Annotated in this window: 18 protein-coding genes, 1 pseudogene and 1 other annotated feature; of the genes and pseudogenes, 10 read left to right on the forward strand and 9 right to left on the reverse strand. The window is 42.7% G+C overall.

The window, feature by feature from the left end; all coding sequences use genetic code 11:
• Nucleotides 1–59: 59 nt before the first annotated feature.
• The 6 genes from RAM70_RS16585 to RAM70_RS16610 all read right to left on the reverse strand — a co-directional run bounded on the left by RAM70_RS16585 (nt 60) and on the right by RAM70_RS16610 (nt 7,976).
• Complete coding sequence (locus RAM70_RS16585; protein ID WP_190380635.1) at nt 60–1,067, reverse strand: DnaJ C-terminal domain-containing protein; 1,008 nt, start codon at nt 1,065–1,067, stop codon at nt 60–62.
• Between the two features lie 204 nt (nt 1,068–1,271).
• Entirely contained in the window at nt 1,272–1,922 is a 651-nt protein-coding gene (locus tag RAM70_RS16590; protein WP_288000332.1) for a TVP38/TMEM64 family protein, read from the reverse strand.
• Nucleotides 1,923–2,202: 280 nt separating this feature from the next.
• A complete protein-coding gene (locus RAM70_RS16595) occupies nt 2,203–4,572 on the reverse strand; it encodes a glycogen debranching protein (RefSeq protein WP_312674686.1) in 2,370 nt (789 codons plus the stop codon).
• Nucleotides 4,573–4,695: 123 nt separating this feature from the next.
• Nucleotides 4,696–4,926 (reverse strand): hypothetical protein, encoded by a 231-nt coding sequence (locus RAM70_RS16600; protein ID WP_312674687.1) that lies wholly within the window; start codon nt 4,924–4,926, stop codon nt 4,696–4,698.
• A gap of 11 nt (nt 4,927–4,937) precedes the next feature.
• Entirely contained in the window at nt 4,938–7,181 is a 2,244-nt protein-coding gene (locus RAM70_RS16605) for a Piwi domain-containing protein (RefSeq protein ID WP_312674688.1), read from the reverse strand.
• Between the two features lie 3 nt (nt 7,182–7,184).
• Nucleotides 7,185–7,976, reverse strand: a complete 792-nt coding sequence (locus RAM70_RS16610) for a PD-(D/E)XK nuclease family protein (protein WP_312674689.1) — start codon at nt 7,974–7,976, stop codon at nt 7,185–7,187.
• 195 nt (nt 7,977–8,171) lie between these two features.
• Between RAM70_RS16610 and RAM70_RS16615 the strand changes: the two genes are divergently transcribed.
• Nucleotides 8,172–8,528 carry a helix-turn-helix domain-containing protein gene (locus tag RAM70_RS16615; protein WP_045357746.1) on the forward strand — a complete coding sequence of 119 codons (357 nt, stop codon included), beginning with the start codon at nt 8,172–8,174 and terminating at the stop codon, nt 8,526–8,528.
• Between the two features lie 5 nt (nt 8,529–8,533).
• On the forward strand, nt 8,534–9,199 hold the full coding sequence (locus RAM70_RS16620) for an ImmA/IrrE family metallo-endopeptidase (RefSeq protein ID WP_312674690.1): 666 nt from the start codon (nt 8,534–8,536) through the stop codon (nt 9,197–9,199).
• Nucleotides 9,200–9,239: 40 nt separating this feature from the next.
• Here RAM70_RS16620 and RAM70_RS16625 read toward each other — a convergent pair whose 3' ends face one another.
• Entirely contained in the window at nt 9,240–10,235 is a 996-nt protein-coding gene (locus RAM70_RS16625) for a LysR family transcriptional regulator (protein WP_045357750.1), read from the reverse strand.
• Between the two features lie 463 nt (nt 10,236–10,698).
• Between RAM70_RS16625 and RAM70_RS16630 the strand changes: the two genes are divergently transcribed.
• From RAM70_RS16630 to RAM70_RS16640, 3 genes are all read left to right on the forward strand, one after another.
• On the forward strand, nt 10,699–10,983 hold the full coding sequence (locus RAM70_RS16630) for a hypothetical protein (protein WP_045357752.1): 285 nt from the start codon (nt 10,699–10,701) through the stop codon (nt 10,981–10,983).
• 167 nt (nt 10,984–11,150) lie between these two features.
• Nucleotides 11,151–11,984, forward strand: coding sequence for a M48 family metallopeptidase (locus RAM70_RS16635; RefSeq protein WP_045357754.1), 834 nt, complete (start codon nt 11,151–11,153; stop codon nt 11,982–11,984).
• 240 nt (nt 11,985–12,224) lie between these two features.
• The gene (locus RAM70_RS16640) at nt 12,225–12,764 is read left to right on the forward strand and encodes a DUF4164 family protein (RefSeq protein ID WP_312674697.1); all 540 of its coding nucleotides are present in this window, start codon (nt 12,225–12,227) and stop codon (nt 12,762–12,764) included.
• Between the two features lie 206 nt (nt 12,765–12,970).
• Here RAM70_RS16640 and RAM70_RS16645 read toward each other — a convergent pair whose 3' ends face one another.
• Together RAM70_RS16645 and RAM70_RS16650 are read right to left on the reverse strand one after the other, a co-directional pair.
• Nucleotides 12,971–15,703: a tetratricopeptide repeat protein gene (locus tag RAM70_RS16645; protein WP_376750921.1), complete on the reverse strand. Its 2,733-nt coding sequence runs from the start codon at nt 15,701–15,703 to the stop codon at nt 12,971–12,973.
• Nucleotides 15,704–15,823: 120 nt separating this feature from the next.
• The gene (locus RAM70_RS16650; protein WP_312674699.1) at nt 15,824–16,228 is read right to left on the reverse strand and encodes a hypothetical protein; all 405 of its coding nucleotides are present in this window, start codon (nt 16,226–16,228) and stop codon (nt 15,824–15,826) included.
• Nucleotides 16,229–16,701: 473 nt separating this feature from the next.
• On the opposite strand from RAM70_RS16650, the pseudogene RAM70_RS16655 reads away from it, so the two are divergent.
• The 5 genes and pseudogenes from RAM70_RS16655 to nrdR form a co-directional block, all read left to right on the forward strand.
• Nucleotides 16,702–16,851: pseudogene (locus tag RAM70_RS16655) on the forward strand (IS4 family transposase); the annotation flags it as partial.
• Nucleotides 16,852–17,072: 221 nt separating this feature from the next.
• Nucleotides 17,073–17,254: a sequence feature (ribosomal protein L10 leader region), on the forward strand.
• Nucleotides 17,255–17,290: 36 nt separating this feature from the next.
• Nucleotides 17,291–17,839, forward strand: a complete 549-nt coding sequence (gene rplJ / locus RAM70_RS16660; RefSeq protein WP_002757128.1) for a 50S ribosomal protein L10 — start codon at nt 17,291–17,293, stop codon at nt 17,837–17,839.
• Nucleotides 17,840–17,882: 43 nt separating this feature from the next.
• Entirely contained in the window at nt 17,883–18,278 is a 396-nt protein-coding gene (gene rplL / locus RAM70_RS16665) for a 50S ribosomal protein L7/L12 (RefSeq protein ID WP_045357761.1), read from the forward strand.
• Nucleotides 18,279–18,382: 104 nt separating this feature from the next.
• Nucleotides 18,383–18,478, forward strand: a complete 96-nt coding sequence (locus tag RAM70_RS16670) for a photosystem II reaction center protein T (protein ID WP_071823417.1) — start codon at nt 18,383–18,385, stop codon at nt 18,476–18,478.
• A 127-nt stretch (nt 18,479–18,605) separates the two neighbouring features.
• On the forward strand, nt 18,606–19,121 hold the full coding sequence (nrdR, locus tag RAM70_RS16675; RefSeq protein ID WP_045357764.1) for a transcriptional regulator NrdR: 516 nt from the start codon (nt 18,606–18,608) through the stop codon (nt 19,119–19,121).
• The last annotated feature ends 452 nt before the right edge of the window (nt 19,122–19,573 follow it).

A 19,573-nucleotide genomic window follows, 5' to 3' on the forward strand; every position in this document is an offset into this window, starting at 1 on the left:
ATCCTGTCTCCTGACTCCCCAAAACGAAGACTTCGTACCTCACTATTAAGATATAGGGACTAAATTTGCACCTGTCTGAGATGACGACGGGGATCGGTGCTACGCTGAGATTTAATTTTCTCGTATAATTCCCGTTCGATCGCCGTTAATTCTTTGGGAGTATCGATGACAATTTTGACTAATTGATCGCCGCGTTGTCCTTTATTGTCGATCCAACCTTTGCCCCGTAAGCGCAGGGATTGACCGGAACGAATACCGGCAGGAACTTTTACCGTCACCAGGCCATCGGGGGTAGGAACTTCGATCGCTGTGCCTAAAACCGCCTCATCGGGAGTAATCGGCACTTCACAGGTTAAATTATCGCCTTCAAAAGCAAAGAAAGGATGGGGTTCTAATTCCACATCGAGAAATAGATCTCCCCGTTGTTTACTCAAGGGATCGATTAGTCCTTTACCCCGTACCCGGAGACGATTACCGGTTTTGGTTCCTGGGGGGATTTTGATATCGATCATTTCTCCGGCTAAATTAACCCGTTTTTGTACTCCTCGTAAAGCTTCCGCAAAACTCAGACGCAGTTTAGTGGTGGAGATACCAGAAGTGACGGATTGCGGTGGAGTACGAGCGCCGGCAAAGTCGTTAAAATTGCTAAAATCGCCAAATCCTCCCCCCGGAGTACCGTAGGAATAGGAACGGGTGCGAGTACCGCCGGGGCGACCCATGCGACCGAGCAGTTCATTGATAAAATCATCAAAGGTGCTGTACTGGCTAAAGTCAAAACCGTCCGAACCGAAGTCAACCCCCGGATTACCACCCGGCCAATTTGATCGCCCAGCCTGTTGCCAATATTGTCCAAATTGATCGTATTTTTGGCGTTTTTCGCTATCGGAGAGGACTTCGTAAGCTTCACTAATTTCTTTAAAACGTTCTTCGGCGCTTTTATCGTTAGGATTGCGATCGGGGTGATATTTGACGGCTAATTTACGAAAAGCTTTTTTAATTTCTTCAGCGCTGGCAGTTTTACCTACTCCCAGAACGGCATAATAATCTTTATAATCTGCGGCAGGCATCGATACGCTATCTCCTTAGCAATGAGGATTCAGTCGGGATATTCCTAATCTAACTTAATTTTATCGCTGTCAGGCTTGAATCAGTGATCAGTGATCGGTGAACAGTAACCAGTAACCGGTGATCAGTGAAAATAAAGTGCCAAAGTTTTCACTTAACACTATCTACTTAAAACTCCAATCTGATAACTGATAACTGATAACTGATCACTGAAAGGGAAATTGCCGACGACGACGATACCAAGTTCCCACACCTACTAACAGAGCAATGAGGGTAAAAGCCACCATTAGGGGCAATATATCGCCTTTTCCTAAAGATTTTAAACCCGCACCCATCATGACAAAGGGTAAAATTCCGGGGACAGTGCCTAATAAAGTACCGATCAAATAATCGCGAAAACGGATAGAAGTTAATCCCGCAACAAAGTTAACGATACCGTAGGGAATAATCGGTAATAGACGGATAGCAAACATATAAAATAGGCCGCCTTGCTGCATTTCTGCATCGATCGCTTGCCATTTTCCCTGAAATTTTTTGGCGGTATATTCCCGGCCAATAGTACGAGTAAAAGCAAAGGCAACTATAGCGGCCACCAAAGCGGCGATCGTTGTCCAAACTGTTCCCATAACTACCCCAAAGATAGCCCCACCACTGAGGTTTAAGGGGGTAGAAGGCAGGATTAAAATTGTTCCGATCGTATAGAGAATAATATACAAAATGGGGGCCATAATTCCCATTTGTTTTAACCAGATCTGTAATTGTTGGGAGTCGATACCACCGATCAGATAAATTCCGATCGCCGTGGCGATAATACAAATTACGGTTAGGATAATGACACTACTTTTAGTTTTAGACATTTAACGGCAATTTTGGGCTAAGTTCGGGTTGCAAAACATAAGATGCAGCCGGGGTCAATATTTCCCTATTGCCAAAAATATAGCAGAAATCGGCTAAGAATCGCTCTCGATCTCAATATTAGCCAGCTGCCCGATCGGTCCCCAAATTACCCCCGATATCGGTGTGGGTAGTTCATACTAAATCCGGTTATTAAAAATTGATTATTTATTCTCCGTTTTGCCTTTTGCCTATTGCCTATTGCCTCTCCTGATATGTAGCCTATACTCAACGGATTTAGTATCAGTTAATCTCCTCGCAAACCACGATCGAAAAACCATTGACTTTATAGTTATCGGCAATTACTGTCCCTTGATCCACAGACCAACAATTATAATTGGTTTCTGCCCAAGCGGCCGTGTCAATAATTCTTAGCCAACGATAATTATTGGATGATGAGGGAAGACGAAAATCGACCGGCAGATGATACATATTAATTAACACCAAAAAATCGTGATCGCCGACGGCACTACCATCAATTAAAAACCAAATACAGCGATCATCGGCAGTTAAATCGCTAATACCATTGGGTTTCTTAAATAAATAGGTGACATTATTGCCCGCATCGAGAACCATATCACCGTAGCGGCGCTGTTTTAGTGCTATATGATTGTTTCTTAAGTGAGCAATATAAGCGGCAAAAATAAATAAAGGATTGCGTTCTTCTTGATTAGTTCCCGTGCCAAAATTATTGTGATAAGCTTCCCGATAACCCGTGGGCAGTAGATGGGGTGAACGGGTGGCAATCATATCATAATTATTCCAAGTGGCCACACTATCAATATTGTAGGGATTATTATTACCATTTTGGCTGCGGCCAAATTCATCGCCCCAGACAGTCATCGGCACACCGCGAGACAAAAATTGAATCGTCCAAAAGTTGCGTAATCTTTGGCGACGTAAGGCCTGATCGCCCCCAGAATCCCAAGAATCGTTATTATTATTGCCGCCATCGGAAGGACCAAAGGGCCAGGGAGTGAGGTTATTTTTGTGGTTATAACTGACCAAATCCATCAGGGTAAAACCATCGTGGGCAACAATAAAATCGATCGATTTTTGTGGTCCGCCTTGGTCGTTAAAATTGCAATAATCTCCGTTCACCTGTTCGATGAATTTAAAAGTATTACCATCTCCCTTTAAAAAACGCCGAATTGCATCGCGATAACGGCCATTCCACTCGCCCCAACCCGTCGGGAAATTCCCCACTTCGTAACCCCAGCTATCCCAAGCTTCGGCGATCATTTCCGCATCGTATTTCTTGCCTAATTTCTCGATCTTTTCTAACAAAGTATGTTTAGGGAAGAATTGTTTTTGTTTGCCCCGATCTTCTCGTTGATGACTAGAAGGAGTTCGGCCGAGGACGGGGGCCAGATCAAAACGAAAACCATCAACTCCCATGGTTTCTAACCAATAGGTGAGGGAATCAAGAACCAGATTACAGGTGACAATATGGGAAAAGTTTAATTGATTTCCGCAGCCTGTCGCCCCATCGACTAGATAATGTTCATCGGTGAGTTGATAGTATTCCACCACATCAAAACCACCAAAACTAACAAATCCGGTGACATCGTTGCTGCCCCAATTGCCCCCTTCTCCGGTGTGATTATAGACCACATCGAGATAAACTTCCATACCTTGGTCGTGGAAAGCTTTGACCATGGCCTTAAATTCTCTGGTCGGTCCCCCGGGGGAGCGATCATAAGCATAACGGCGATCGGGGGCGAAATAACCAAAGGTCATGTAACCCCAATAGTTACCGCTGGGGCGATCGTCGGGGTTATTATCGTTAGCGGTTTCTTGGACCGGTAAGAGTTCGATCGTGGTAAATCCTAGCGCTTTCAGGTATTTGGCCATATAGCCGGCCCCTGCATAAGTTCCTCTGTACTGGTCGGGAACGTTGGCCACTTCCTCAAAACCCCTAATTCCCTTGAGAATATCTTCTAAACGACTAGCAGAGGGGTGATTGCTTAAACCGCGCACATGGGCCTCATAAATGATCGCTTTTTCGGACCCCAGACGGGGACGAATCCCGGTAGAAGTCCCATCCGGCGCGATCACAATGCCTTTGGGCGACCATTTACCCGTATCGTATTGCCGCTGGATCACTCCTTTGTAGTCCCCTTCTCCCGTGGCATACATTCCCGCATTTTCTCCGGCCGCGATCATGGCCGGGGTTTCAAGGTCGTGGGAAAGTTCTCGCGCGTAGGGATCGAAGAGGACTTTATTGGGGTTAAAACGATGGCCGAAATTGTCCACATCTGCCCGAAAACCAGCGTTACTGTGGCCTCTTTGCCATTTTTGATCAAATTGCCAATTGGAACCCCAACAGCGAAAAGCGTAGTAACTGCCCTGGGCAATACCGGCGATTTTTGCCCGCCATATATCATCATTTCGGTTTTTTGTCAACCAGTAATCATACTTAGCGTTTTCTCCCGTCGGGCGATCGTAGATTTCCAGAAGAATCTGACTGGCATTTTTAGAATAGACGGCAAAGGTGACACTATCGCCCCGATAATGCGCCCCGAGGGGATAGGTGGCATCGGCCCAGAGATGGCTATCTAAGGGCGCATAATTACCAGATTGGGGATGATTTTGACCGATCGCTGGTAACATAAATTGGCGGGATAATATCGCCTTTGATAATAGACATTTTTCGCTCAAAGAAATAAGAAAAAAATCTAAAGCTTGCTCCCCCAGAAAAAACGGCTATGCAATTCCTAGTAACTGCTATAGTAATTATCTTAGAGAATCCTCAAGAGGATTATATTCTTCGGAGCAGTAGTCAACCATTTGACGTAGAGATAAATTTTCAGATTGTAAACAACCATTTTCTCGGTGTAAGTCCCATTCAAGATAGGCTAATCTTTCTTTAATTGCTCGATTTTCTGCCGTCAGTAAACTAATTTGGTTAACTAAATCACTGACTAATTTTTCTAGATGGTGTAGATTGCTATGGGAATTATACATAATTTTCCTCTCTAAAGCCAGAATTGACAATCATCTTCTAATAAACTAGGATAAATTCCTTGTAAGCGTCGATAAGCAATAATGTCCGCTCCATACAAAGGGATAGGTAAACGGGGATCTTTGAGAGAACCATAGTGAAGTAAAGTTAATTTTAAGGTAGTGTCAACTAACTGTTTTAAATTTACTTGCTCTCCTAATTCATGAACTTTTAAGCGCAAGGGACGAGGAACACCTATTTGTTCAGAAACTTGGGACGTGATCAGGATAAATTCCCGATTTGATAAAGCTAAAGCTAATCCTTTGGAGGGAGCATTTATCTGTTTTTGCTGAAGATTATAAAGTCTAGGACTGCCAGTCTTATAACATTCTACGAGAATAAATTTAGCATTAATTGCTCTAGCTCTTGCCAGTAAATTTTCAACCTCCTTTCCTTGAAATTTACCATCTCTGTAAATGAGAACTGTCTGATTTTTTAGTTCAGCTTGCGGTAAACAATTTTCCAGAATCCGTTGAGGAATTTCTTCTCCCTCGGTTAAACTATCTTCTACCCGACAGCGAACAAATTCTCCCTGTTTGCCATATAGTCGCACACTTGCACAAACATTGAGACTCCCCGGAAGATTTTTTTTAGGCATCCTTCCCACATCTAAACCAATAAAATAATCGGCAATTTCTAGAGGTTCAGCAAGGACATAGGGTAAATTTCCTAATTTGGCTAGGATTCCTGGGACAACTTGATGGAGAATATTATTATAGTTGCTCTTATTATTTAAAGTCTTTTCATAAATCATTTGAGTTATAACTCCACGATCCAGAAACTTTTTTTTAATCCAGGAATATAAACTCCCTTCTTCAGTATTATCCGCATTGCGATCAGACTGGGGAAGAAATACTAAGGCAATATCTACAGGAATTTCTCCTCGAATTAATTGATCAACTGCTTCTTCCAGTCTAGCTCTTTTTTCGGATCCTACACCTTCGACAGAAAAATTTATTTGATTCTCTGGTGGCAAAATAGTCTCAAATTTATAAAGCTTTAATCGGGTTTCTAATTGTTCTCTAAAATCTCCTACTTTAAAACTATCTGGTTTGAGAATAGCTAAACGAATTTTACGAGCAGGATCAACATATTCTCGATGACGTTTATATACACCCCCCTTCGATAATCCTTTGAGAGTTTCTCTTTTTTCTCCCCTTTCTCCCTTACCAAATAAGATAGGAGTTTGCTCAAGAGAAATAGAAGGAGTCCAAAAGACTTCGGGGTATTCTTGGCTGTTAATACTTCTTTCTCTTAACTGAAAACCAAAGTTATTCAAAGTCTTTTGTGCTTCCTGTTTATACAACTTTAATAGTTCTTGTCGTTTAGCATAGGAAATTTTTGTTTCCTTTAATAAGTCTCCGTAATTGACTTGAAATAAACTCTCATCCTTATCTGTCATACAGGGTTTTAAAGCTGCCAATGGATAAATATACTCCTTGGGATTTTTGCCAAATTGTACCGCCACCACTGGCTGCCCCAGATGAGCTTCTTCTAATTTTCTTCGACTAATTGAACCCGTAGCTTTTTTAAATATTTCCTCTCTTTTTTCCCCAATTGTACCCGCTATTTTAATAATTTTAGCTGTCCCATTGGTTTCTATATCTTTAACCTTTAACCCTACTAATAATTTAACAGCATCTTGTCTATAGGGATGATTTTCATAAAATTGTTCTAAATCTCCACTATAGACAATACTACTGTCAACAGTTAAACAAATAGCCGGATCGGTGTCATTGATGATTTCTGCCCAAAAATCAACTTCTCTCCTTACCTGTACTTGGTTTTCACTTATCTCACTATCTTTAGGAAAAACTATTGGATAGGAAAATTTACCAAATATTTTCAGAATTCTAACTGCTAATTGTGCTGTAACTAAAGCTGTTATCTGAAAGTCTTTTAGCCAATGAATAGAATAATAGTGATCGCCAATATCTTCTCGTAAAACCTCTTGAATATCTGATAAAGCTTCTTTCCACTGTTGTAGAGAAGGAATAGATTTTTCATCTTTAGCTAATACCCAAAAACAATTATCTTCAAAAATAACCACCACAGCAGGAAACTTATGACTGAATTGCCAACTAAAACGATTGCCTATTTTTTTAGTAACTTGATGATTAAACTTAAAACAATTCAAACAACTATTGTTGAGAGTTAAGGAACTAATTTCACTCAAAAATATTGGAGAGTTGGCTGTGTTAGCTACTGTGTAATTCATGATCTAAACCTCCTTATTTGCATAATCACAAATCGATGTAAAAGGACAATAACGACAGGCATAGCCACTTTGGGGCGGGAAAATATGATAAAAATCTTCGGGGTGATCTTTATATTTTTGTAGTTGTTGCTGATGTTTTTTGGACAGGAAAGCTAGTTCGATTTTAACTGCTTCTATTGCCTCGGAAGACAGGGAGATATTTTCTGAGCTTGTTTGGGTTTCTAAATTGTAAAAAGAAGCGACAATTTTTTCCTGAGGATAACGGTAACTAGCCGCCAGTAAATAAACATGAGCCTGACGACGATCAAAATTAGATTGACCAGTTTTCAAATCTAAAATATGTATAGTGTCATCAGCTTCTCTAAAAATACAATCAAAGGCAGCGGACAAATTAAACCGATAGTTACCTTGCTCGATAACAATAGGTTCTGGATAACCTTCATCGCCTCTAGATAAATTAATAATCTCTTTATTCAATAAAATTGGTTGTTGATAGTAATTGTTTAAAATTACTAAAACCCTGGCTTGAATTTCTGGAGATTCTTGATTTAATTGCAGGATTTCTGCCACTTGTTCCACCCCATCAGAACCGGATAATCTCGCCGGCTCTTGATGAAACTCAAAAACTCCTCGTTGTGCCAACTTACCAATTTTTTGCGACTGATTATCTTGCGATATTAATCTTTGGACTTCTGGTTCTTTGTTTCGCGCTTTTTCAAACCCCCGTTTTGTCTGACAATGCCAATTCTCATAGCCAATCGCCGGTTTAAGCGATCGCCAAAGACTATAGCTCATCGGAGGATCCCAAGGCTTTTTGGGTAACTGGCAGGACACGATTTTTTCCCTCGGTCAGGATAATGCTAGGATGATACGGCAGTGTTTGCTCTGGTGTTGACTAAAATAATCAACGCCAATAAACTAACTCTAGCCTATGTTGACTATTTAAGTCAACCCTTGATATAATTTTTTTGAGCGATTGAGAGAAAAGCAGTGTCAGAAACATTTGGACAGGTTATCCGCAAAGCTCGTCGAGAGGAAGAATATAGTCAGAGAGAACTAGCTAAGTTGATTGGGGTGGACTATACCTATCTATCGAAGCTAGAAAATGATCATGCGGGTTATCCTCCTAGTCAGCAAGTTATTGAGTCCTTAGCGACTCATTTAAAATTAAATGCTCAAACCTTAGGGGAATTGGCGGGACGAATTAGTTCAGATGATCAAAAAGTCTTTAAAGAATTAGTTCAAAAATACCAACAAATGCCGATTTTATTGCGTCGCATGAAAGACAATCCCAATTTTGCCAAAAAAATTATTTCTGAGGCGACAAAATTAGATGAGCAGGAGTAGATATCTTGGATATTATTAAACCCTATAGTTTTATTCCCAAAGCAGTGATTGAAACTCAGGCAGACGATATTCTGAAGAAAGTAAAAGCTCATCGTCGTCGTCCCTTAAAAAATTGCGATATTGCGGAAGCGACGGCCGATCATTTTGATTTGGCTATTGAATGGACGGATATAAAGGCAGATAAAGAGGGAGAAATCGCCGCAATGATTATTCCCACAGAAAAGAAAATTATTCTCAATGAAGATGTAAAATTCTTAAAAGATTCCCAAAATTCATCCCTAGCAAAAGAAGGTTTTAAAAATTCGAGTTTAGCCCATGAAATTGGTCATTTTGTCCTTCATATTAATCAAACGGCTGTCTCTAATTTTTTGGATCGAATCAATCAGGGAGATTCCCTAGAGACAATTCAACCTTTTCTATGTCGGACAGTTGATTCTAGCCAAAGAATTGAATGGCAAGCCCAATATTTTGCCAGTTGTTTACTAATGGCGATGAGTGAGTTAGAGAAAGCCATCAAGGGCCGTGACTTGACTAAATGGGGACATCTGTATGCGATCGCCGACGAGTTGGGAGTAACTATTACTAATCTTAGAAGTCGTTTAGAGAGTCTCCATTGGATTAAAGTCGATAAAAAAGTAATTTATCCCGGCAGTAATTTTCCCAAGAGATAGCTTAAATGTTCCGAGGGAGATTTAGCCCGTCTCGATCGACTTATTTACTCATAATTTCGGCGGGTTGCGAGTTAGGAATCGGTTCAAAGTTGTGGTCGTCAGCCAGATATTCCGGATAGGTGGAGAATTGGGGTAGTATTTCCAGGGTAAAAGCCTCGGCAGCTTTCGATCGATAACGATTCGGGTTAATAATTACCGATAAAGTGCGACGTACTTCCACATCTTTAATTCTGGTAGCGTGGATCACGCCCATTTGTAGTTCTTTTTCGATCGCTGTCACCGAGACAAAAGCCGCCCCTAACCCGGATTGTACAGCATTTTTAATCGCCTCGATCGAGTTAAGTTCCATCTCCACTTTTAAGCGTTTGGTATCGATCTCGCAACGGGTTAAAACCTTGTCGATGACTTTGCGAATCGTCGATTGGGAATCGAGGGTGATAAATTTTAGTCGATATAAATCCTCTTTTTGAATCATTTCTACCTTAGACAGAGGATGAAAAATAGGCAGGACTAAAGCCAGTTCATCGTCTGCGTAGGGGATAATCCGCAGGGTTTCTTGTAATTCGGCGGGAACTTCTCCCCCGATAATGGCTAAATCCACTTGACCGTTAGAAACGCTCCAAGAGGTGCGACGGGTGGAATGAACTTGTAGCTGTACGGATACTTCTGGGTATTTTTGCCGAAAAAGCCCGATCATGCGGGGAAGAAGATAGGTTCCCGTGGTTTGGGAAGCTCCGATGATCAGGGTTCCCCCTTGCAGATTTTGTAGATCTTCGATCGCCCGACAGGTTTCTTGACAGAGAGTGATAATTTTTTCGCCGTAGCTTAAGAGTAGGTGTCCCGCTTCCGTTAATTGGGCTTTCCGACCGCCCCGGTCAAATAACGGCACATTTAGCTGTTTTTCGAGGTTTTGTACCTGAAGACTGACCGCCGGTTGAGATACATACAGGGTATCTGCCGCCCGTTTAAAGCTTCCTTCGGCAGCGATCGCTTTGATAATTCTCAGTTGGTCTAGGGTGAAAGGAATGTCGGTCATAGAAAGCCTCAAAAACAGCGACAGGAGAAGGGGAGGACAATAGCGACAAATCTTAAGCCAGTGCCGATAAACACACTGAATTGACAGTACCACACCACGGGGATCAATGCTTCAGGTAGTTCCAGTTATCAGTGATCAGTTACCCGTGATCGGTCGTCGGTCGTCGGTCGGCGGTCGGCAAAAGGCAAAAGGCAGGAGGCAAAAGGCAGGAGATTATTTCTATTTATTCTCCCCACACCCCACACCCCCGATGTCGGGGGGGTTGGGGGGCCACACCCCACACCCCACACCCCACACCCGACGCCGTGTACCACTTAATCGTTGTTAACCAAGAATCTTAATGATATTTTAAGATTTTTTAACAAACCGCCCCCAGCCGAGATGAACGTATATCCTAGAGGGGAGCGAGTGTAGATTCCTATTCCCGTTCGATCGCCCGCTAATTCTCTGGAGATCAGCATTCATGCTTACTTTGCTCCGTTCCCTGCTATTTTCCACCCTATTAAGTTTTGTTGCCCCCGTCCTCTTGGTGGGTTCTATTTTAGCTGCTTTATTCGCCACCAGTCACGTCCCCGGCTTTACTTGGGTTTCTCAGACCGGTTTTAGCCAAATCCTGCAATTTTTAACCATTTTCGGCGGCGGTTATCCCCTACAAGGAATGTTCACCATCGCTGTCACCTTTGCTTTTGTTGGCAGTTTATTCGATTTATTTAACTTTTACGTCTATCAAACCAATCGGGGACAGTGAGTAGTCGTGCAAAATAAATTTCCTAGTGAAGATAGGCACTCTTGCAAGAGGCAAGAGGCAAGAGATGGTTAGATATGTGTAATTAATTTTGCTTAGGTACGTAACCGGCAAAGGGTGATGTTGACTGTCTAGAATGGGAATGAGGTTTTTATGGGATCGAATCGTCTATGCGCCCTATTTTCTGCCGTTTTTGGCTATTAACCCTTATTACTCTGCTGCTCACCCTCAGTATCGGGATGATCAATCCCCAACCTAGTTTCGCACGCTCGTGGATGGATTTACTTTTTCGCGGTGTGCAAGTTATTCAACTCGCCACTATTTCTCCTCAGCAGGAAGTCGCCCTCGGTAAGCAGATTAATCAGGGTTTATTAGAATCAGGCAAGATACAACTGTCCAAAGATGCCAGAATTAACCAATATGTCCAAGAAATCGGGCAGCGATTAGCGGCAACTAGCGATCGCCCTGACCTTCCCTACACTTTTCACGTGCTGCGCGACAATAGCATTAACGCCTTCGCTACTATGGGCGGATTTGTCTATTTACACACGGGATTGATTAAAACTGCTGATAATGAGGCAGAATTAGCCAGTGTTATTGCCCATGAAATCGGCCATATCGTCGGTCGTCATTCTATCACCCAATTACGCAATACTGCCCTCGCCCAAGGACTTCTCAGCGCGGCGGGATTAGACACAAAAACTTGGGTACAATTGGGGGTCAATCTCGCCTATAATCTGCCCAATAGTCGCAAGGATGAATTAGAGGCGGACCAACTGGGTTTAAACAATCTAGCTGAGGCCGGTTATGCAGCCAAGGCGATGATCTCCTTTATGGGAAAATTAGCACAACAGGGGGCTTCTACCCCCGCAATTCTCAGCACCCATCCCGCTACCAGCGATCGCATTTTGGCACTGCAAAAACAGCTTAATTCGGTTAATAACAAGCATAATCAAGGTTTAGACGAGAATTATTACCAATTGCAGATTCGTTCTCTCCGCTAATCTAGAGATAAAATTGACCCTACGCAATTATGCTTTCCTAAACCAGCGTTTTAACAATCGCCATACTGCTAGGTGGATGAGTAAGAATCAAATTAGCAAAAACATCACCGAAAAACTTCCAGTGTGCGTTAGATGCGAAAGTCTAGGATTTTAGGTTCTGTCAACTGGAGGTTAAGATAAAATTAGTGTACTATCAACGGAGAGCGCTTAAGAAAACTTACTCACAGGGACTTTACCAAAATGTCCAACGAAACCGTTACTTATAGTCTTGAATCTGTCCTCAAGGAAATCAAAGACAGCATCAAGGAAGTTAACCAAAAAATCGATATCCTACAAAGAGATGTCACCCAAAAAATCGATACCTTGCAACAAGATGTTAACCAGAAATTTGACAGCCTACAGAAGGATTTTAACCAAAAAATCGATACCTTGCAACAGGATTTTAACCAGAAATTTGACAGCCTACAGAAGGATTTTAACCAGAAATTTGACAGCCTACAGAAGGATTTTAACCAGAAATTTGACAGCCTACAGAAAGATGTTAACCAGAAATTTGACAGCCTACAGAAAGATATTAACCAGAAATTTGAGAAAATCGACGAACGGTTAACTAAGCTAGAGGTGGGACAGGCAAAACTAACTGAGAAAGTCGATGGGATGGATAGAAGACTAGAAAAGCTGGAAGGAACCCAAAAAAATCAAGTTTGGACGTTGATTATTCTTTTAGGAGGAGCGATCGGAACAGCAGCGTGGCGCTCTTTCTTTTCTGGTAATCCTTAGAAATATTACTATAATTTCTCACTTTACGGTAGTTATAAGGGGAAACTAAGTACCTAAGCAAAATTAATTACACATATCTAACCCCCCCTTGCCTCTTGCCTCTTGCCTTTTGCCTTTCTTCACTAGGAAATTTATTTTGCACGACTACTTAGCAGATGTCAAACTCAGGTTAAAAATAAGGGATTCCTAACCCATCCTACCCCTAATTATGCTTTCCTCAACCATCTTTTTAACAATCGCCACAATGCCACGATAATCCCCCCAATTAAAACGAAAGGAAACATAACCACCCCCAGAAAGAAAGCAACGATTAAGGGATATTTTCGGGTTTCTAATTGCCGAATTTTATCATCGCACTTTTGAACATATCCTGCTAACCCCAATGCTTGAAATAATTCCCGCGACTGAAGAAATGCTTCTTTCGCTTCCGATATACGATCGAGTTTATAGTAGGTAAGTCCCAGACTAAACCAAGCTTTCGCTTCACCCCCCCGATCACGGATTTCCCGAAGGATTGCTAAGGACTGTTGATAAAACTCGCTCGCTTTTTGGTATTCTCCTAGGGAACCGTAAACAGAGCCTAAATTATTGTAGGATGCCGCTTCACCCCACCGATCACCGATTTCCCGTGTGATTGCTAAGGATTGTTGATAAAACTCGCTCGCTTTTTGGTATTCTCCTAGGGAAAGGTAAACATTGCCTAAATTATTGTAGGATTTCGCTTCACCCCCCCGATCACCGATTTCCCGTTTGATTGCTAAGGACTGTTGATAAAACTCGATCGCTTTTTGGTATTCTCCTAGGGAATCGTAAACAATGCCTAAATTATTGTAGGATTTCGCTTCACCCCCCCGATCAAAGATTTCCCGAAAGATTGCTAAGGACTGTTGATGAAACTCGCTCGCTTTTTGGTATTCTCCTAGGGATTTGTAAACATTGCCTAAACCCATGTAGGAATACGCTTCACCCCCCCGATCAAAGATTTCCCGAAAGATTGCTAAGGACTGTTGATGAAACTCGCTCGCTTTTTGGTATTCTCCTAGGGAATCGTAAACAATGCCTAAATTATTGTAGGAATACGCTTCACCCCCCCGATCACCGATTTCCCGTGTGATTGCTAAGGACTGTTGATGAAACTCGATCGCTTTTTGGTATTCTCCTAGGGAATCGTAAACATTGCCTAAACCCATGTAGGAATACGCTTCACCCTTCCGATTACCGATTTTCCGTTCGATCGCTAAGGATTGTTGATAAAACTCGATCGCTTTTTGGTATTCTCCTAGGGAATCGTAAACAATGCCTAAATTATTGTAGGATGCCGCTTCACCCCCCTGATCATCGATTTCCCGTGTGATTTCTAAGGACTGTTGATAAAACTCGATCGCTTTTTGGTATTCTCCTAGGAATTTGTAAACAAGGCCCAAATTATTGTAGGATGCCGCTTCACCCCCCCGATCACCGATTTCCAGTGTGATTGCTAAAGACTGTTGATGAAACTCGATCGCTTTTTGGTATTTTCCTAGTAAATAGTAAACAACGCCTAAATTACCGTAGGATTTCGCTTCACCCCCCCGATCACCGATTTCCCGTTTGATTGCTAAGGACTGTTGATGAAATTCGATCGCTTTTTGGTATTCTCCTAGTGAACCGTAAGCATTGCCTAAACTGGTGAGGGATGCGGTATATTTCCAGTTGGTTTGCTCCTCCTGTTGTTGGTAAACAGTGACTAATTCAAGGTAATAATCCGCTAGGGTTTGATAATACCCCCGTCGGGTGAGAAAATCCTCGATAGTACGGAGAATATCAAAAGCATTGTCGTACTCGGTTAACTGATAGTGATGATAGAAAATTTCTAGGTAAGGTTGCACATCGTTGAGGATTTCCCAGGAGTCGGGTTTAGCAATAGAAAGATAATAGGCGATCGCTTTTTGGTGTAATTCCCTTTGATCGCCGGCTTTGTATTGTGCATATTCCCAAACTAAAGGCTGAAAACTAAAAATTCGCTGGCGATTTTCCTCTTTTTCTTCTAATAATGATCGTCGCTGTAATTCTCGCAGATCTGCCGTGATCTCGGACAGTGCGATCTCCGGGTAATTATCCATCACCGCTTTGGCTGCCGGAGAATCAAATTCTCGGCGATAAATGCTGGTTTTAGTGAATAATTCTTGCTGTCTTTGGCTAAGTCGCTGAAAACTAGCATCTAAAACTAAAGCAATTCCCACTGTCTCTTGACGATGACTCCCCACCACCTGCGAATCGCTCAAAAGTTGCGATAAATTTCCTAATCCTAAATCCGCTAACCTTTCTAAACTGGGGTTTTGCGGAAATTCGGCTAAGATTAAATCCGCCACCAATCGCAGGAGTAATGGATGACCATCCACCCGTCGAGAAAAGTTCTCTAGATCCCCTGTTATTTGCGATTCTGCTAACAATTGCGCCCCTTCAGGAGGTTTCAAACCTTTTAGCTCAATCCAACGCCAACGGTTAAAACCCCTAGTTTTTGGCTTTTCTCTGGTGGTGACTATAATTTTGCTCGTGTCACCTTTTTCTATCCAAGCAGTGAAAAACTGCTGATAAAATTCATTATTCCAAGAACCATCTTCCCCTAATAAACTCTCTAGATTATCGATAATAATTAGGTGGCGATGGCGTTGCAATTGTCTGATTAAAGCTTCCTGTAAATCTATTTCTTTTTCGGGGACGGGATAACCAAAGTCCGTCAGGAATTGGCGAGCTAAACCACTAAATCCGCCCAGATTTCCCGCTTCCCACCAAAAGCGTTTTGGGAATAAATCTTCATCGTCCCCTAGGGAAGGATCTAGGGTAATTTTCTCCTCAAAAATTTTACTGGCTAGGGTAGATTTTCCAATTCCTCCAACTCCTTTGATGCCAATCGTCGCAACATTTTTATCATTAAATAACTGCTTAATTTGGGTGATTTCCTCCTTCCTTCCTTGCCAATAGGCGAGACTTTTTCGAGCATCTCCTCCCCTTAAAATACTCCTTTGACTACTGCGATTATTTTCTATTGCGTCTGCTTTTGGGTGCAGATCCGCCAGTCATTCAGGAGGGATTCCTAGATTTAAATTACCCTTAACTTCTTGAATGTTCAATTGTTGTTTAATATCTTTGTTAATTTGCGTACCAATTTGAGTTTTCGTTTCTGTTTGATTCTGATTAATTATCATAATTTGTTGTGCTAGGGTTTGGATTTCTTGGGCAAAATTGGGATCTTTGAGCATTTCTACCTGTAAAAAAGGAACCACTTGCTGTTCAATCATCGCCTCGGATTTAGTTTGTTCGGCTGCCGCTAAAACCTTGGCTGCGGTGGGTTCCTTTTGTAACTTTTGCTTAATTTTTTCCCACAATTCTACACCTTTATCCATGGCTGCTTCCGTTAATTTACCGATAACAGCTTCAAAGGCGATTTTAGCGATTTCGGCGGCGGCTAACTCTGCTAACATAATTATCAATTGTGAGAATTTTTCGCCATTCTAACACAACTATTTGCGGATGACATCGGTTCTCCTCCCCCATTTGTCTCGTTATAAGTAGCTCTGGTAGGGTGCGTTCCCTAATGCAACTCCTGCTGCTCCACCGATCGATTTTTGGGAACGCACCATGCTCATTCATTTTTGTGCGGACTGTATTCAGGTGTTAAGCTAAGACCCATTTAAAGCGCTTATTCTTAAGATTAGCCGAATCTCCCCCAATCCCTTTACTGTTGCCTCTTGCAAGAGTGCCTCTTGCCTCGTCTCAACAAGCAATTTAAATGCGCGGGCAGCTTACCTGCTGTCATACCCAGCAAGTGAGCCTGTTCGTTGAGTTGAAGAGTAAAATAGGGGAAGTCTTAATCTAATACTAAATCCTGTTGAAAAGGCATAGAAGAGTGGGGAGCAGGGAGTGCCAGTAATCACACTATTAAAAACGGATTTGGTATGATTTTGGTAATTCCCCCTATTTTCCACCTTCAGAACTAATTGCTGCCCAAGCCAAAAGTACAGTAGAAAGAATCAAAGAACATTCAATAGTTTTGGCAGTTCAAAATACAACCAGTTTGGACTTGACGACGCAAAAAGCCCCAAAAAATTTTAGCCTTTAACATACACCCCCTTTTCCCTACATTTGAAGAAAATTTGTTGATTTATGCAAGAGGTCTAATGTTCCGCAGTTCCAGCGTTCCGGCGTTCCCTCAAACCAGAGACTTCCTACCTCACCATTAAGATAACTGCTACAATGAAAGACACTGTGCGATCGCATTGGACAATCTCTCCTAGGGCTTGACATAAACCCAGCAATAATGTTATAATAAAACACTGGCTTAAGCCAAAGACAGCAGGTGCGAAACAGCTTAAATACCCTGCCGAGGTCAAAGCGAGAAAACAGCAGCCAAAAAGACTAAAGAAAGAGATATTTTCTGTCTTGGTCGTGCCTGAACTGAATTCTCTCCACTCAACCCCGGCGCTACAAGGGGTTATTTTTGTGCCTGTGGAACCGGTCCCCCGCATACAGGAGGTGAACAAGGGATGGGGAGAAGCAGAGAAAGCAAGGGAGTAATTCTAGAAGAATTAAAAACCTCCCTGAGGGAAGCTCAATTAACGATGGTCATCGACTATCAAGGTTTAACCGTCGCCGAAATCAGCAATCTACGCCGCAAATTGCGCCCCACGGGAACGATTTGTAAAGTCACCAAAAATACTTTGATGGGCTTGGCGATCGCTGAAGATAGTGGCTGGGAACCGATGAAAAGCCTTTTATCGGGAACATCCGCCTTTCTGCTCGTAAAAGAGGATATCGGTGGAGCTTTCAAGGCCTATCAAGAGTTCAAAAAAGAAAGCAAAAAAACCGAATTGCGCGGCGGTGTCCTCAAAGAAGGGACAAAAGGTCAACTGTTAACAGAAGATCAGATCAAAGCGATCGCCGATTTACCGTCGAAAGAACAGTTAATCGCTCAGGCCGCCGGAGCAATCAACGCCATTGCCGCCAAACTGGCCCGCAGCATCAACGAAGTTCCCGCATCTTTGGCCCGTGCCGTCGATGCCGTGGCCCGTCAAGAAGAAAAAGAAGCGGCTTAACACCGCACCAATCGATCACTTAAAACAATTAGGAGTCTAACCCATGTCTGCTGTAGCTGAAATCTTAGAAAAACTCAAAACCCTTACCCTCTTAGAAGCTGCTGAATTAGTCAAAGGTATCGAAGAAACCTTCGGAGTTAGCGCCGCCGCTCCGGCCGGTGGCATGATGATGATGGCTGCCCCCGGGGCTGCTCCCGCGGCTGCGGCTGAAGTTGTGGAAGAACAAACCGAATTTAACGTCGTTCTTGAAGAAGTTCCCGCCGACAAGAAAATTGCTATCCTCAAGGTAGTGCGCGAATTGACCGGTTTAGGACTCAAAGAAGCGAAAGACCTAGTAGAAGCCGCTCCCAAAGCGGTTAAAGAAGGCACCAACAAAGATGATGCCGCCGCCGTCAAGAAAAAACTGGAAGATGCCGGGGCAAAAGTTAGCGTTAAATAGATCGCCACTGATTCTGGGGATGTAGATTACATCCCTAGACAAGCCGAAAAGCTCATTTCCTGATACTATAGGATTGTCATAGCAATCTTGTAGGATGTCCAACCATGGAAAGCGTCGCTTACATTTTGGTTTTAACTATGGCTTTGGCGGTAATTTTCTTCGCCATCGCCTTCCGGGAACCTCCCCGGATTCAAAAGTAAATTTCTTAACTCCGTTTAGGTTAATAATTTTCTTCCCTGAGCCGCCCGCTTGTCAAAAGCAGGTTAGCGGCTCTGGTTTTCGTATTTAAAGGCTTAAATTAAAGGTTCCCCTCACCGAGCGCCTCCTATGCAGTGTCCTAATTGTCAGCATACCGATAGTCGCGTTTTAGAGTCCCGTTCCTCCGAAAACGGTCAGAGCATTCGTCGTCGTCGTGAATGCTTACAGTGTAAATATCGGTTCACCACCTACGAGCGCATCGAATTCGTGCCGATCACGGTGATTAAAAAAGATGGTAAACGGGAATCTTTTGATCGCTCTAAATTGCTGCGGGGGATCGTTCGCGCTTGCGAAAAAACCGGCATTCCCCACTCAAGATTAGAGGCGATCGTCAATGATATCGAATCCCGTCTGCAGCAAGACTCAAAACGGGAGGTAACAAGTCAGGAGATCGGTCAATTAGTCCTAGAATACCTCCGGCAAGAATCGGAAGTGGCCTATGTGCGCTTTGCTTCGGTTTACGGCAATTTTCAGGGAATTAGAGACTTTATCGCCGCTTTAGCTCTGCTGCAATCCTCCGAAATCGAACGCGCCTATCCTTCTTGGTCTCAAGTGGAAGAAGCCAGCGTGATCACCTCGTCTTAAATAGGCTTTGCGGCAAAAAGTTTTTCCTGGGGGCAGGGTGTGGGGTGTAGGGTGTAGGGTGTAGGGTTTTACCCATTTTCAGGGGGTCAATTACCTAATTTTCAGGGAAAAAGTCCTGAAAATTTCCCCCCGATCACTCCAATAGGCGGTACTTTTGGATTTCAAAAAGGTCTAAAAGTCTTATCGAACAATGTTTTTAGATTTATTCAGCAAACCCTAAATAGTTCCCGATTCAGTTATAATTAGGATCCCTTGTGCTATTTAAAGTCCAAGCTCTGGTTAGATTCTTAAAAGTCATTCTTGAGGCAGATTGCCTGCAAGAAAGCAGGATGCGGCAGTTCATCCCCTAGGCCCTGCCTAGAAACTAAATTGGGAGGCATCTCCTGTATTTAGAAACTGTACATCACATAGGAGGAAAAACCTACGGAAATTCCGAGGACCAAACAACGTAC

Origin of the sequence: Microcystis wesenbergii NRERC-220 (assembly GCF_032027425.1) — a bacterium.
In the GTDB taxonomy this organism is placed as follows: Bacteria; Cyanobacteriota; Cyanobacteriia; order Cyanobacteriales; family Microcystaceae; genus Microcystis; species Microcystis wesenbergii_A.

What these genes read in the sequence shown, in the direction of transcription:
- RAM70_RS16585 (WP_190380635.1), bottom strand. Translation starts at nt 1,067, where the DNA reads ATGCCTGCCGCAGATTATAAAGATTATTATGCCGTTCTGGGAGTAGGT.
- RAM70_RS16590 (WP_288000332.1), bottom strand. Translation starts at nt 1,922, where the DNA reads ATGTCTAAAACTAAAAGTAGTGTCATTATCCTAACCGTAATTTGTATT.
- RAM70_RS16595 (WP_312674686.1), bottom strand. Translation starts at nt 4,572, where the DNA reads ATGTTACCAGCGATCGGTCAAAATCATCCCCAATCTGGTAATTATGCG.
- RAM70_RS16600 (WP_312674687.1), bottom strand. Translation starts at nt 4,926, where the DNA reads ATGTATAATTCCCATAGCAATCTACACCATCTAGAAAAATTAGTCAGT.
- RAM70_RS16605 (WP_312674688.1), bottom strand. Translation starts at nt 7,181, where the DNA reads ATGAATTACACAGTAGCTAACACAGCCAACTCTCCAATATTTTTGAGT.
- RAM70_RS16610 (WP_312674689.1), bottom strand. Translation starts at nt 7,976, where the DNA reads ATGAGCTATAGTCTTTGGCGATCGCTTAAACCGGCGATTGGCTATGAG.
- RAM70_RS16625 (WP_045357750.1), bottom strand. Translation starts at nt 10,235, where the DNA reads ATGACCGACATTCCTTTCACCCTAGACCAACTGAGAATTATCAAAGCG.
- RAM70_RS16630 (WP_045357752.1), top strand. Translation starts at nt 10,699, where the DNA reads ATGCTTACTTTGCTCCGTTCCCTGCTATTTTCCACCCTATTAAGTTTT.
- RAM70_RS16635 (WP_045357754.1), top strand. Translation starts at nt 11,151, where the DNA reads ATGCGCCCTATTTTCTGCCGTTTTTGGCTATTAACCCTTATTACTCTG.
- RAM70_RS16640 (WP_312674697.1), top strand. Translation starts at nt 12,225, where the DNA reads ATGTCCAACGAAACCGTTACTTATAGTCTTGAATCTGTCCTCAAGGAA.
- RAM70_RS16650 (WP_312674699.1), bottom strand. Translation starts at nt 16,228, where the DNA reads ATGTTAGCAGAGTTAGCCGCCGCCGAAATCGCTAAAATCGCCTTTGAA.
- rplJ (WP_002757128.1), top strand. Translation starts at nt 17,291, where the DNA reads ATGGGGAGAAGCAGAGAAAGCAAGGGAGTAATTCTAGAAGAATTAAAA.
- rplL (WP_045357761.1), top strand. Translation starts at nt 17,883, where the DNA reads ATGTCTGCTGTAGCTGAAATCTTAGAAAAACTCAAAACCCTTACCCTC.
- RAM70_RS16670 (WP_071823417.1), top strand. Translation starts at nt 18,383, where the DNA reads ATGGAAAGCGTCGCTTACATTTTGGTTTTAACTATGGCTTTGGCGGTA.
- nrdR (WP_045357764.1), top strand. Translation starts at nt 18,606, where the DNA reads ATGCAGTGTCCTAATTGTCAGCATACCGATAGTCGCGTTTTAGAGTCC.